General features: G+C 75.2%; 11 protein-coding genes and 1 riboswitch. Of the genes, 8 read left to right on the top strand and 3 right to left on the bottom strand.

Going from position 1 to position 13,088, the window contains the following annotated elements; translation table 11 throughout:
- The first annotated feature begins 70 nt into the window (after positions 1-70).
- The 6 genes from AB0J86_RS12680 (at position 71) to AB0J86_RS12655 (ending at position 9,462) form a co-directional block, all read left to right on the top strand.
- Positions 71-1,600 carry a hypothetical protein gene (locus AB0J86_RS12680; protein WP_363856420.1) on the top strand — a complete coding sequence of 510 codons (1,530 nt, stop codon included), beginning with the start codon at positions 71-73 and terminating at the stop codon, positions 1,598-1,600.
- 275 nt (positions 1,601-1,875) lie between these two features.
- Positions 1,876-4,566, top strand: a complete 2,691-nt coding sequence (gene lanKC, locus AB0J86_RS12675) for a class III lanthionine synthetase LanKC (protein WP_363856418.1) — start codon at positions 1,876-1,878, stop codon at positions 4,564-4,566.
- 36 nt (positions 4,567-4,602) lie between these two features.
- Entirely contained in the window at positions 4,603-4,734 is a 132-nt protein-coding gene (locus AB0J86_RS12670) for a SapB/AmfS family lanthipeptide (protein WP_363856416.1), read from the top strand.
- A 77-nt stretch (positions 4,735-4,811) separates the two neighbouring features.
- On the top strand, positions 4,812-6,569 hold the full coding sequence (locus AB0J86_RS12665; protein WP_363856414.1) for an ABC transporter ATP-binding protein: 1,758 nt from the start codon (positions 4,812-4,814) through the stop codon (positions 6,567-6,569).
- Positions 6,566-8,611: an ATP-binding cassette domain-containing protein gene (locus tag AB0J86_RS12660; RefSeq protein ID WP_363856412.1), complete on the top strand. Its 2,046-nt coding sequence runs from the start codon at positions 6,566-6,568 to the stop codon at positions 8,609-8,611. Before AB0J86_RS12665 ends, AB0J86_RS12660 begins: the two co-directional genes overlap by 4 nt.
- A 113-nt stretch (positions 8,612-8,724) precedes the next feature.
- The gene (locus tag AB0J86_RS12655; RefSeq protein WP_363856410.1) at positions 8,725-9,462 is read left to right on the top strand and encodes a helical backbone metal receptor; all 738 of its coding nucleotides are present in this window, start codon (positions 8,725-8,727) and stop codon (positions 9,460-9,462) included.
- A 65-nt stretch (positions 9,463-9,527) separates the two neighbouring features.
- Here the strand turns inward: AB0J86_RS12655 and AB0J86_RS12650 are convergent, their stop codons facing one another.
- Positions 9,528-10,097: a histidine phosphatase family protein gene (locus AB0J86_RS12650; protein ID WP_363856408.1), complete on the bottom strand. Its 570-nt coding sequence runs from the start codon at positions 10,095-10,097 to the stop codon at positions 9,528-9,530.
- Between the two features lie 130 nt (positions 10,098-10,227).
- Positions 10,228-10,307: riboswitch (cobalamin riboswitch) on the top strand.
- A gap of 54 nt (positions 10,308-10,361) precedes the next feature.
- Here AB0J86_RS12650 and AB0J86_RS12645 point away from each other — a divergent pair.
- Entirely contained in the window at positions 10,362-10,586 is a 225-nt protein-coding gene (locus AB0J86_RS12645; protein WP_363856406.1) for a CbtB domain-containing protein, read from the top strand.
- A 21-nt stretch (positions 10,587-10,607) separates the two neighbouring features.
- The gene (locus AB0J86_RS12640; protein WP_363856405.1) at positions 10,608-11,357 is read left to right on the top strand and encodes a CbtA family protein; all 750 of its coding nucleotides are present in this window, start codon (positions 10,608-10,610) and stop codon (positions 11,355-11,357) included.
- Positions 11,358-11,529: 172 nt separating this feature from the next.
- Here the strand turns inward: AB0J86_RS12640 and AB0J86_RS12635 are convergent, their stop codons facing one another.
- On the bottom strand, positions 11,530-12,696 hold the full coding sequence (locus AB0J86_RS12635) for a putative sulfate exporter family transporter (protein WP_363856403.1): 1,167 nt from the start codon (positions 12,694-12,696) through the stop codon (positions 11,530-11,532).
- Positions 12,696-12,836, bottom strand: coding sequence for a hypothetical protein (locus tag AB0J86_RS12630; RefSeq protein WP_363856401.1), 141 nt, complete (start codon positions 12,834-12,836; stop codon positions 12,696-12,698). The genes AB0J86_RS12635 and AB0J86_RS12630 overlap by 1 nt, the downstream gene beginning before the upstream one ends.
- Between the last annotated feature and the right edge of the window lie 252 nt (positions 12,837-13,088).

The following is a 13,088-nucleotide window of genomic DNA, read 5'->3' as shown; positions in this document are numbered from 1 at the left end:
TCACACCCCTGTAGCATATCGACGAGTAAGGTGTCGACAATCGTCAACCCCTTTCGAAGGGTGCCACCAGATGATCAGATCCACCCCTCAAGGGCCGCGGCGACTCCGCACCATCGGAGTGGCCGCCTCCGCCCTCATCCTCCTGGGGGTAGCCGCCGCTCCGCCGAGCAGCGCGCAGACCGCGACCGCCAAGTCCACGGAGGACTGCGCCGCGCTGGCGTCCCTCGGCGACAACTTCGCCGCGGCCTGCGCCGACGAGGAGCGACTCACCACGCTGGACGTCACCGGCGCCGACCTCGGCGTCGATGAGATCTCCAGCAGCCCGAACCTGCGCCAGGTCGCGAACATCCCCAAGCAGGGCGACTTCAACAGCGAGTCGGCGCTCAACTCGGACCTGGCCTTCCAGGGCCGGTACGCGTTCGCGGGCAACTACAACGGGTTCGTCGTCTACGACATCAAGAACCCGAGCCGTCCGAAGGTCGTCTCCCAGGTGCTCTGCCCGGGCTCGCAGAACGACGTGACGGTCTACGAGGACCTGCTCTTCCTCTCGACCGACTCGTCCCGCAGCGACGACTCGTGCAACAGCACCTCGCTCCCGGCGTCGCAGAAGAACGCCTGGGAGGGCATCAAGATCTTCGACATCAGCAAGAAGGACAGCCCGCGGTACATCAAGTCGGTCGAGACCGAGTGCGGGTCGCACACCCACACGCTGGTGCCGGGGAAGGACCACAAGACGGTCTACCTGTACGTATCCTCGTACAGCCCGAGCGCGAGCTTCCCGGACTGCCAGCCGCCGCACGACTCGATCTCGATCGTCAAGGTGCCGCTGAAGAAGCCCACCGACGCGGCCGTGATCTCCACGCCGAACCTCTTCCCGGACGGCGGTAACCCGGGCAACAACGGCAGCTCGACCACCACCGGCTGCCACGACATCACCGTCTACCCCGGGAAGGATCTCGCGGCGGGCGCGTGCATGGGCGACGGTCTGCTCTTCGACATCTCCAACCGGGAGTCGCCGCGGATCATCGACCGGGTCCGGGACACCACGAACTTCGCGTTCTGGCACTCGGCCACGTTCAACAACAACGGCACGAAGGTCGTCTTCACCGACGAACTGGGTGGCGGCGGTGGCCCGACCTGCAACCCGACCGTCGGTCCGAACCGCGGCGCCGACGGCATCTACGACATCACCGGCCGGGGCGACGGCCGCAAGCTCGTCTTCAAGAGCTACTACAAGATTCCCCGGACCAACGCCGACACCGAGAACTGCGTGGCGCACAACGGCTCGCTGATCCCGGTCCTCGGTCGCGACATCATGGTCCAGGCGTGGTACCAGGGTGGCGTCTCCGTCTGGGACTTCACCAACTCGGCCCGCCCGGTCGAGATCGCCTACTGGGAGCGCGGCCCGCTCTCCACGGAGCGGCTCATCACCGGTGGCGCCTGGTCCACGTACTACTACAACGGATACATCTACTCCAACGACATCCAGAAGGGCCTGGACGTCCTGAAGCTCAGCGACTGGCGTACCTTGACGGCCGACCTGGTCAAGTCGAAGGACCTCAACGTCCAGACGCAGCCGGGCTACTGGGGTCAGCGGTAACGCTCCACGCTCCACCTGACGAAGGGCCCGGTCCCGCCTCGCGCGGGGCCGGGCCCTTCGCCGTACCGCCACGGCCCGGCGGTGTTCGGCGGACGCGGGGCGGGCCTGTTCGGCGGACGCGGGGCGGGCTGACATTTGTCATGGGTAGCCGTGCACCATGCACGGAGCGTGGTGACACAACGCACTAGAGGTGACTCCAGCGCGCCCCGCAGACTCGATGCCGACGGACGGATCAGGGATGCCCCGCACGGGTTGACCCGGAGGAGTCGGCAGAGATGGACGAGCGCTACGACGCGTACTGCGCGGTCGACCCGCTGTTCTACGACTCCCTCGCCAGCACCGGCGCCCGTACGCCGGGCTTCGCCGCCGCCGACCGCCCGGTGCCGCCGGGCTGGGAACGCGAGCCGAAGGACGACTGGCTGATCTACGGCCCGCGCGGCGGCGACCTGCCGCCCCAGGGCTGGAAGATCCACGTCTCGGCCTGCCTGGAGAACGCCGAGCGCGTGCTGGACGCCGTCTTCGAGTACTGCGTACCGCGCGGGCTGTCGTTCAAGTTCCTCCGTGGACCGCGGATGCTGCTGCTGCGCAACGCCAAGTACGCCCCGCGCGGCTCCAGCGGCAAGTTCGTCACCGTCTACCCCCGCGACGAGGCCGAGCTGGAGCTGGCCTGCAAGGAGCTGGCCGAGCTCCTCGACGGGGAGCCCGGCCCCTACATCCTCAGCGACCTGCGCTACGGCGCCGGACCGGTCTACGTCCGCTACGGCGGCTTCGCCGCGCGGTACTGCCTCTCCCCCGAGGGACAGGTGGTGCCGGCCGTCGCCGACGCGAGCGGCACCCTGGTACCCGACCGCCGGGAGCCCGTCTTCCGGGTACCGGAGTGGGTCACGCTGCCGCCGTTCCTCGCCCCGCACCTGGCGGCCCGGAACGCGACCACCACCGCCGAGCTGCCGTACCGGATCGAACGGGTGATCCACTTCTCGAACGCGGGCGGGCTCTACGTCGCCCGGGACACCCGTACCGACGAGACGGTGGTGCTCAAGGAGGCGCGCCCGTACGCCGGGCTCGACGCCGCGGGCGAGGACGCCACCACCCGGCTGCGCCGCGAGGCCGACGCGCTGCGGCGGCTGGCCGACGTGCCGCAGGTACCGCGGCTGCACGACGAGTTCGTCCTCGGCGACCACCACTTCCTCGCCTGCGAGTTCGTCGACGGCCGGGCGTTGAACAAGGTCCTCGTGCAGCGCTACCCGCTGACCGACGCCGACGCGACCCCGGCCGACCGGGCCGGGTACGCCGCCTGGGCCCGGCACGTGTACGCCCAGGTCGAGGCCGCCGTCGACGCGATACACGAACGCGGGCTGGTCTACGGGGACCTGCACCTGTTCAACGTCATGGTCCGGCCGGACGACAGCGTGGCGCTGGTCGACTTCGAGGTGGCCGCGCCGGTGACCGAGGAGCGCCGGCCCGGCCTGCGCAACCAGGGCTTCGCCGCGCCCCGGGACCGTACCGGCCCGGCCGTCGACCGGTACGCCCTCGCCTGCCTGCGGCTGGCGCTCTTCCTGCCGGTGACGCAGCTGGTCCGGCTCGACCCGGGCAAGGCCGCGCACCTGGCCGACATCGTGGCGGCGCACTTCCCGGTGCCGCGCGACTTCCTCGACGAGGCGGTCGCGGAGATCGTCGGCCCGGGCCGGGCGGCGCCGCCGGCCCCTGCCCGCACCGACGACGGCGCGCCGGCCGGGGTGCGCGGCGCCGCACCGGCCCCGCGCACCCCGGTCGCGGCGCCCCGCCCCGCCCCGGTCGGCGCCGCGACCGGGCGGCCCGGCCCGCTCGACTTCGCGGAGGCGGCGAACTGGCCGGCGCTGCGGGCCGCCCTGGCCCGCGCGATCCTCGCCAGCGCCACGCCCGACCGCGACGACCGGCTCTTCCCCGGCGACATCGAACAGTTCCGCACCGGCGGGCTGAGCCTCGGCCACGGCGCGGCGGGCGTGCTCTACGCGCTGCGGGCGACCGGCGTCGAACCGCGGCCCGAACACGAACGGTGGCTGCTCGACCGGGTACGCCGCCTCCCCTCGGGCGCCCGCTGCGGCCTCTACGACGGGCTGCACGGGGTGGCCTTCGCGCTGGAGCGGCTCGGCCACCGTCAGCCCGCCCTCGATCTGGTCGACGTCTGCCTGCGCGAACCCTGGCGGGAGTTGGGGCTCGACCTGGTCAGCGGCCTGCCCGGCATCGCGCTGAACCTGGCCGAGCTGGCCGGGCGGACCGGCGAGCCGGCCCTGCGCGAGGCGGCCTTCCACGCGGCCGACCTGGTGACGGCCCGCTACCCCGAGGACACCGAGGTCGAGACCAGCGGCGGCGCGCACCGGTACGCCGGGCTCACCCGGGGACGCGCCGGCGTGGCGCTGATGTTCCTGCGGCTGCACGAGCTGACCGGCGAGCCGGCCCTGCTCGACCACGCCGCCGCCGCGCTCCGCCAGGACCTGCGCCGCTGCGTGGTGCGCCCGGACGGGGCACTGGAGGTCGACGAGGGCTGGCGCACCATGCCGTACCTCGCGCACGGCAGCGTCGGCATCGGGATGGTGCTCGACCAGTACCTCGGGCACCGCCCGCGGGAGGAGGACCTCGTCGAGGCCGCCGCCGGGATCCGCCGCGCCGCGCGGTCGCCGTTCTACGCCCAGTCCGGCCTCTTCGCCGGTCGCGCCGGGATCATCGCCTACCTCGCCGCCCGGGTGCACGACGAGCGGGACGAGCTGAGCGCCCAGCTGCGCCGGCTGGCCTGGCACGCGCTCCCGTACGCCGACGGGCTCGCGTTCCCCGGCGAGCAGCTGCTGCGGCTCTCGATGGACCTGGCCACCGGCACCGCGGGCGTACTGCTCGCCGTGGGCGCGGCCCGGCACCCGGAGCCGGTCACGCTGCCCTTCCTCGCGCCGCTCACCGGCGCCAACCAGCTCCCCTCGCGGCCGCGAGGGTGAAACCCCATCGACAGTCGAGAAGGGAGGTGGCACGACATGACGCTTCTGGACCTCCAGGGCCTGGAGCTGACCCCGGCCGAGCGCGGTGGTGGTGGCGACGGCGGCGGCAGCCGGGCGAGCCTGCTGCTCTGCGGCGACAGCTCGCTCTCCGTGACGACCTGCAACTGAGCCAGGCACCGTCGGGTTGCCCTGGGCGGGTAGACGTACCCGCCCAGGGCAACCCGGCCCGGCGTACCGGAGGGACGATGGATCCGACCGGGGGCGGCGACCGGCCGCTGCTGCGGGCCGTCCGGTACGCCGGCGGCTGGGTCCCCGCCCTCGCGGCGCTGGCGGTGGCCGGCGCCGCCGCCGAACTGCTCCTGCCGGCGGCGCTCGGCCTCGCCGTGGACGCCGCCCTCGCCGGTGGCGGCACCTGGTGGCCCCTCGCGGCCGCCGGGCTCGTCGCCGTGGTGGCCGCCACCGACACGCTCGGCGCGCTGGCCGGCGGCCACGCCGACGCCCGCGCGACCGCCCGGCTGCGGCACCGGCTGGTCCGGCACCTGTTCGCGCTCGATCCCCGCGCCGCCGGCCGGTGGCCGGTGGGTGACCTGGTCGGCCGGCTCGTCGCGCAGGCCGCCGACGCCGGTCAGGCCGGGACCGCCGCCGTGCTGGGGGTCGCCGCGCTGCTGCCGCCGATCGGCGGCACCGTCGCCCTGCTGCTGCTGGAACCGCTGCTCGGCGCGGTGTTCCTGGCCGGGCTGGCCCTGCTCGGGCTGCTCATGCGGGCGTTCGTCGCCGACGCCTCGGCCGCGGTCGCCGGCTACCAGCGCTGCCTCGGAAGCATGGCCGGGCGGCTGCTGGAGTCGCTCGGCGGGGCCCGCTCGGTGGCCGCCGCCGGTACGGTCGCGGCCGAGCGGGCGCGCGTGCTCGACGCCCTCCCCGAACTGCACCGGCACGGGCTGGCCACCTGGCGGGCGCTGGCCCGCGCGACGGCCCGCAACGCCACGGTGGCGCCGCTGCTCCCGGTCGCGGTGCTGGCCGTGGGGGGATGGTCGGTCTCGGCGGGCTGGCTCACCCCGGGCGAACTCTTCGCGGCCACCCGGTACGCCGCGCTCGGCGCCGGCCTCGGCGCGGTGCTCTCCACCGTCAACCGGCTGGTGCGTACCCGGGCCGGGGCCCGGCGCGCCGCCGAGGTGCTGGCCGAGCCGGTCCGGACGTACGGCAGCGAGCCGCTGCCCGCCGGGCCCGGCGCGGTGACGCTGCGCGGGGTCACGGTCTACCGCGACGACGCGACCGGCCCCGACGCCGGCCCGCCGATCCTGGACCGGATCGACCTGCACCTGCCGGCCGGTGCCTCGACGGCGGTGGTGGGTGCCTCGGGCGCCGGCAAGTCGACCCTGGCGGCGGTGGCCGGCCGGCTGCGCGATCCGGACGCGGGCGAGGTGCTGCTCGACGGCGTACCGCTGCGCCGGCTCGACCGCGCCGCGCTGCGGGCCGCCGTCGGCTACGGCTTCGAACGGCCGGTGCTGGTCGGCGACACCGTCGCCGACGCGATCGGCCTCGGCGGCGCGCGGCCGGCGCTCGCCGAGATCCGGCGGGCGGCGCGCGCCGCGGCGGTGGACGGGGTCGTCGAGCGGCTGCCCGGGCGCTGGCACACCCCGCTCGCGCAGGCCCCGATGTCCGGCGGCGAGGCCCAGCGGATCGGGCTGGCCCGGGCGCTGCACGCGCGGCGGCTGCTCGTCCTGGACGACGCCACCTCCAGCCTGGACACGGTCACCGAGCGCCGGATCACGCGGGCGCTGGCCGGGCCGGCGGACGGACGTACCCGGCTGATCGTGACCCACCGGGCCGGTACCGCCGCCGCGGCCGACCGGGTGGCCTGGCTGGACGGTGGCCGGCTGCGGGCGGTGGGCCGCCACGCGGACCTCTGGGCCGACCCCGCCTACCGGGCGGTCTTCCAGCCGCCCGCCGAGGAGCGCGCGGCGGCCCGGTCGACGGCCGTCCCGGCGGGGCGGTCGGGGTGAGCCCCGCCCGGTTCACGGCCGACTTCCTGCGCCGCGCCGCGCCCCGGCCGCTCGGCCGGCTGGCACTCTGGTCGCTGGCCGAGGCGCTGCCCACGCTGCTCGGCGGCTACGCCACGGCCCGCGCGGTCGACGACGGTTTCCTCGCCGGCCGTCCGGTCACCGGACTGGCCTGGCTGGGGTCGCTGGCGGCGGCGATCGCGGTCGGCGCGGTCGGCAGCGGGCGGGCCTACGGCTGCCTCGGCGAGATTGTGGAGCCGTTCCGGGACGAGCTGGCGCGGCGGGTGGTTGGTGGTGCGCTGCGGGCGGCGACCGCGCCGGGCGGGCGCCCGGACACCGGCGCGGCGGCCCGGCTGACCCACCAGGTCGAGATCGTCCGGGACACCTTCGCCGGCCTGGTCATGGTGGTGCGGGGCTTCCTCTTCGCCGCCGGCGCCGCCCTGCTGGGACTCGCCTCCCTGGCGCCGGTCGTCGCCGCCCTGGTGGCCGTACCGCTCCTGGTCGGGCTGGGGGTCTTCGCCGCCGGCCTGCCGGGGATGGTGCGCCGGCAGCGCGAGTACGTCCGCGCGGGCGAGCGGCTCGGCGCGGCGGCGGGCACGGCCCTGGCCGGGCACCGGGACGTGGTGGCGTGCGGGGCGCAGGACGAGGTGACGGCCGGGATCGGCGTACGCGTCGACGCGCAGGCCGCGGCGGAGCGGGCGGTGGCGCGGGCGACCGCGGTACGCGGGCTGAGCCTGGCGATCGGCGGCTGGCTGCCGCTCGGGGTACTGCTGCTCGCGGCGCCGTGGCTGGTCCGGCGCGGCCTGACCGCCGGGGCCGTACTCGGGGCGCTGGTCTACGTCGCCACCGGGCTCCAGCCGGCGCTGCACACGCTGGTGCAGGGGATCGCCGGCGGCGGGCTGCGCTTCGTGGTGACGCTGGATCGGATCCTGCGGGCCGCGGCCGGCCCGGGGGCGGAGACGCCGGCCGGCGCGGGAACGCGGGACCACGCGGAGGCGCCGCGCGGCGCGGGAACGCCGAGCCGTGGGGAGGCGCCGGGTCGTGGGCAGGCGCCAGCGGTGCGGCTGCGCGGGGTGACCTTCCGGTACGGGCCGCACGCCCGGCCGGTGCTGGAGAGCCTCGACCTGGACCTGCCCGCCGGGGAGCACCTCGCCGTGGTCGGGCCCAGCGGCGCCGGGAAGTCGACGCTCGCCGCCGTGATCGCGGGGCTGCTGGCGCCGCAGGCCGGTACGGTCCGGCTCGCGGGCGCCCCGGTCGACGGGGTGGACCCGGCGGTGCTGGCCGGTCGCCGGGTGCTCATCCCGCAGGAGGCGTACGTCTTCACCGGCCCGCTCGCGGCCAACCTGCGCTACCTGCGCCCCACCGCCGGTGACGCCGAGATCATGGAGGTGGCCGGTCGGCTCGGGCTCGGGCCGCTGGTCGACCGGCTCGGCGGGCTCGCGGCCCCGCTCGACCCGGCCACCCTCTCGGCCGGTGAGCGGCAGCTCGTCGCGCTGGTCCGGGCGTACCTCTCCCCCGCCCCGCTGGCGATCCTCGACGAGGCGACCTGCCACCTCGACCCGGCGGCCGAGGCGCGGGTGGAGAGCTGCTTCGCCGCCCGCGACGGGACGCTGGTGGTGATCGCGCACCGGATCAGTTCGGCCCTGCGCGCCCGGCGGGTGCTCCTGCTCGACGGCGGCGCGCCGCGGCTGGACCGCCACGACGCGCTGCTGCGGCGCTCGGCGGCGTACCGCGAACTCGTCGGCCACTGGACCGGTGCGCCCGAACAGCACGGCCCGCCCGCCGGGTTTCGCCGCGCCGCCGTCCGGGCATCCATCCGTCGCACACCCAGAGCTGCCAAGGAGGCGATGATGAGCGTCGAGGACAAGATCGAGCACAAGGCCGAGGAGATCAAGGGCGCCGTCAAGGAGGGGTACGGCGACGCCACCGACAACGAGCGGCTGCAGGCCGAGGGGCGGACCGACCGGGACGCCGCCAGCGTGAAGCAGGCCGGCGACAAGGTGAAGGACGCCGCGCACCACGTCAAGGACGTCTTCGACCGCTGACCGGGTACGCCGGATCAGCGGCGCGACGGGACGTCGTACCGTCGGTTGGGGCGCGGGACCGGGCCGGTCCCGCGCCCCAGACGTCTTCCCAGCCACGGGGTGAGGAGGCACGGGTGCGGCGGGTGGTGTCGCTCGTACCGTCGTTGACCGAGGCGGTCGCGGTCACCCTGCCCGGCCTGCTCGTCGGCGCCACCGACTACTGCACCCACCCGACCGGCCTGGACGTGGCCCGCGTCGGCGGCAGCAAGTACCCCGACCTCGCCCGGGTCCTGGCCCTGCGCCCCGACGTGGTGCTGATGAACGTCGAGGAGAACCGCCGCGCCGACGCCGACGCGCTGGCGGCCGCGGGCGTACGGATCCGGCTCACGTATCCCCGCACCGTCGACGCGGCCCTCGACGAGCTGGCCGGCCTGCTGCGCGACCTCGGTGCGGGCGCCGAACCGGACTGGCTGCGCGCCGCCCGGGCCGCCTGGGCCGCCGCGCCGCCGAGCGGGCCGGCACGCGGGGCCGTCGTACCGATCTGGCGGCGGCCGTGGATCGTGGCCGGCGGCGACACCTTCGCCTCGGACGTGCTGCGCCGCCTCGGCCTGCGCAACCTGTACGGCCACGCCGCCGACCGGTATCCCCGCCCGAGCCTCGACGAGGTACGCGGACTCGCCCCCGACCTGGTCGTGCTCCCCGACGAGCCGTACCCGTTCACGGCCACCGACGGTCCCGAGGCGTTCCCGGGTACCCCCTGCGCGCTGGTCTCCGGGCGGCATCTGACCTGGTACGGGCCCTCGCTGGCCGAGGCGCCGGCGCTGCTGGCCGCCCAGCTCGCCCACCCGGTCCCCGGGCCGGCACCGTCGTGATCGCGCGAAGTCGTGGACGCACGGCCGGGGGCCAGCGCAACGGTACGGGTGAGCGCGGCGGAAGGTCAGCCTAGCGGGGCGGCGGTCGCGCGCAGGGTCCAGCGTCCGGCGCCGCCGCGCAGGACGGTCCGGGTGAGCGGGGCGATGTCGATCCGCCAGAACGACGCGGGGGTGGCGGCGATGGCGTCGACGACGAGCGCGCGGATCACCATCGGGTGCGTGACGGCGACGACGGTACGGGCGCCCTCCGGCAGCGCGCGCAGCCAACCCGCCGCACGGTCGAGCAGGTCGTGCAGGGACTCGCCGCCGTGCGGGGCGGCCGACGGGTCGGTCAGCCAGGCGGCGACCGCCTCGGGCTCGCCGGCCGCGACCTCGTCGAGGGTACGGCCGGCCCAGCGGCCGAGGTCACCGTCGCGCAGCCCCTCGTCGACGGTGGTGGCGAGGCCGAGCGCGGCGGCGGTCTGCGTGCAGCGCAGCGCCGGGCCGCAGCGTACGTCGTCGGCGCGGGGCAGGACACCGGCGAGCGCGGCGGCGTCGGCCAGCCCGTGCGCGTCGAGCGGCTCGTCGGTCGGGAAGGCGGCGGACCGGGTCGCCGCCGTGGCCGCGTGGCTGATCAGCATCAGACGGGTGCTCACCCGGTCGACCTCCTCCGATCCGGACCGCGGCCCCCGCACCGGTCGGGGAGATCAATAACACGCCACGTGCCCCGACGTTGACACCCGGCGCCACCGGCCGTAGCGTCCGGGGCACAGCGTGACGGTGGAAGGAAGCCGGTGAGATCCCGGCACGGTCGCGCCACTGTAACCGGTCACCGGAGACACCATCCGGCGGTCCGGGAGTCAGACCCTCCGCCGTCACGGACACCGCTACGGGACGCGTGATCCCAGGAGGTTCCCACCATGGCCGACGTGTCGCTGCCCGCCCCCACCGCCGTACCGGTCCCGGTACCGACCGCGATTCCGCTGCGGCAGGTCCTGCCCTGGGCCGTCTTCGGCGCGGTCCTCGCCCTCGTGCTGCTCTACTTCGTCGGCGTCGAGCAGGGCGTGCTCTCGGTCTTCGCCGGCGAGACGGTGCACGAGTTCGTGCACGACGGCCGTCACCTGCTCGGCTTCCCCTGCCACTGAGCGCGGCGGAAGGCATCTCCCATGCTGTCCGCACGCTCACTGCTGGTCCGGGGCATGCTCGTCGGCCTGGTCGCCGGCGTCGCCGCGTACCTGTTCGCCACGCTCTTCGGCGAGGGTCCGCTCGGCCAGGCCATCGGCTTCGAGTCCGCCCACGGCCATTCGCACGGCGAGGCCGGCGAGCCGGAACTGGTCGGCCGCGCGGTGCAGAGCACGCTCGGCCTGGCCACCGCGACCCTGGTGTACGGGGTCGCGCTCGGCGGCCTGTTCGCGCTCGCCTTCGCGGTCGCGTACGGGCGGATCGGCCGGTTCGACGCCCGAGCGACCGCCGCGCTCGTCGGGCTCGGCGGCTTCCTGACCGTCGCGTTCGTACCCTTCCTCAAGTACCCGGCCAACCCGCCCGCGACCGGTGACCCGGACACCCTCGACCAGCGGACCGGCCTCTACTTCCTCATGATCGTGATCGCGGTGGCCGTCGGGCTCCTCGCCCTGCAGCTGGGGCGCTGGCTGCACGGGCGGTACGGCGCGTGGAACGCGACCATCCTGGCCGTCGGGGCGTACGCGGTCCTCGTCGCCGTCGTCCAGCTGGCGCTGCCGACGATCGGCGAGGTGCCCGACGGTTTCCCCGCCCTCGTGCTCTGGAAGTTCCGGCTGGCGTCGCTCGGCACCCAGTTCGTCACCTGGGCCACCCTCGGACTGCTCTTCGGTGCGCTCACCGAACGGCACCTCCGGCTCCGGTCGGCCCCGGCCACCCGGGCGAGCACGCCCGTCTGACAGCCGCCCGCAAGGCACCGCCACCCGACGGAGCACCGCCGGCCCGCAAGGCACCGCCCGCGCGACCTCGATTCACCGCGCGGGGTCCGGACCACCCGTGCACGGCCGGGAACACCGCGCGGTCCGCGGGTCACACCGTCCGGCACGGACGGCGTGACCCGCGGGGCACCGGTCAGACGGTGAAGCCCCGGAAGAGCACGGCGGCCAACGCCAGGGCCAGGAGGATGTTCGCGACGGTGGCGCTGGCGAAGACCGCGATCGGGCGCCACCCCGCCTCGCGCAGCGCGGTGAGCCGGAACTCGAGTCCGATGGAGACGAACGCCAGGATGAGGAACCAGGTACGGAAGTTCGCCGCGACCGCCTGGGTCGCGGTGTTCTCGGCGGCGGGGACCGAGTTCGCGTAGACCGTGCCGATGATCGAGGCGGCGACGAACCCGAGCACGAACTTCGGGAACCGGTGCCACAGCTCGACCGGCCGGGGTCGCGCGGCGTCCGTACGGCGCTCGACGCGGTAGGCGAAGTAGGCGGTGAGCGCCACGGCGACCACGCCGATGAGCGCGTTCTGGGTGACCTTCACGATGGTGGCGATCCTCAACGCGTCCTCGCCGGCGAGCGCGCCGGCGGCGGTCACCGCCGCGGTGGTGTCGATGTTGCCGCCGATCCAGGCGCCCGCGACCGCGTCACCGAGGCCCAGGACGTCCGCCAGCCACGGCAGCAGGAAGATGGACGGCAGGGCGAACAGGATCACCAGGCTGGCCGCGTACGCCAGCTGCTCGCGGCGGGCGCGGACCGCCCCGGCGGCGGCGATGGCCGCGCTGACCCCGCAGATCGACACGGCCGACGCGAGCAGCGCCCGGAGCCGGTCGTCGAGGCCGAGCCGGCCGCCGATCCACCAGGCGAACAGGAAGACGCCGCTGATGAGCAGGAGCGCCTGGACGATCGCCGGTCCGGCGGCGGTGACGAGCAGCGAGAGGTTGATCGAAACCCCGAGCAGGACGAGGCCGGTCTTGATGAAGAACTCGGTGCGGAACGCCGACGCCAGGCGGTCGCGTACGCCGGTGGCGGTGAGCACGAGGTTGCCGAGCAGCCCGATCGCGATCGCGTACACGGGGTACTCGACGGACTTGGCGATCCGGGCGAGGCTCGTGTCGGCGAGCCACTCGGGGACGTTCTTGTCCAGGTACTTCGTCAGGTACGCCAGGGCGAGGACGACGGCGAGCGCGGCGGCGACCGCGGGCCAGGAGACGGCGCCGGGGCGGTCGGGTTCGGGGGCCAGCGCGTCGGTCTCGTTGACGGGTGTCGGGGCGGGACGGACGTCGTCGGTGGAGGAGGTCGTCACTACTGGAGCACCCCCTTCGAGACGACGCCGGTGAGGATCAGCACCAGCAGCACCAGGCCCACCACGGTGGCGGCCCAGTCCTCGCTGATCCACGCGGCGCGTCCGGGCGGCGGTGCGGGGGTGGGGGTCTCGTCGCTCATTGCCGGCTCCTTCTCAGGCCGTGCGGGGACAGCGGCGCCGGCACGGTACGGCCGGCGCCGCTGGAAAGTGGGAGATCACAGGGCCGGACGGGGCCGGCGAGGCCCGCGCACGCCGGGGCGGGCGCGGTACGGCGGCCGGCCGCTGGCGTGGCCGGCTCGCGTCGTCAGGCGGTCACCGACACGCGGTGGCCGCGAGCCGCCCGTAGTCCACGTACCGACGTCGCGTCAGCAGCGGGAGGGCGGGCATGTGAT

Origin of the sequence: Micromonospora sp. NPDC049559 (genome assembly GCF_040676675.1) — a bacterium.
Classification (GTDB): domain Bacteria; phylum Actinomycetota; class Actinomycetes; order Mycobacteriales; family Micromonosporaceae; genus JBFAPK01.
This window is presented reverse-complemented; position numbering and strand designations above follow the sequence as displayed.

Excerpts from the sequence above, each read along its gene's own strand:
- AB0J86_RS12680 (WP_363856420.1), top strand. The coding sequence starts at position 71 with ATGATCAGATCCACCCCTCAAGGGCCGCGGCGACTCCGCACCATCGGA.
- lanKC (WP_363856418.1), top strand. The coding sequence starts at position 1,876 with ATGGACGAGCGCTACGACGCGTACTGCGCGGTCGACCCGCTGTTCTAC.
- AB0J86_RS12670 (WP_363856416.1), top strand. The coding sequence starts at position 4,603 with ATGACGCTTCTGGACCTCCAGGGCCTGGAGCTGACCCCGGCCGAGCGC.
- AB0J86_RS12665 (WP_363856414.1), top strand. The coding sequence starts at position 4,812 with ATGGATCCGACCGGGGGCGGCGACCGGCCGCTGCTGCGGGCCGTCCGG.
- AB0J86_RS12645 (WP_363856406.1), top strand. The coding sequence starts at position 10,362 with ATGGCCGACGTGTCGCTGCCCGCCCCCACCGCCGTACCGGTCCCGGTA.
- AB0J86_RS12640 (WP_363856405.1), top strand. The coding sequence starts at position 10,608 with ATGCTGTCCGCACGCTCACTGCTGGTCCGGGGCATGCTCGTCGGCCTG.
- AB0J86_RS12630 (WP_363856401.1), bottom strand. The coding sequence starts at position 12,836 with ATGAGCGACGAGACCCCCACCCCCGCACCGCCGCCCGGACGCGCCGCG.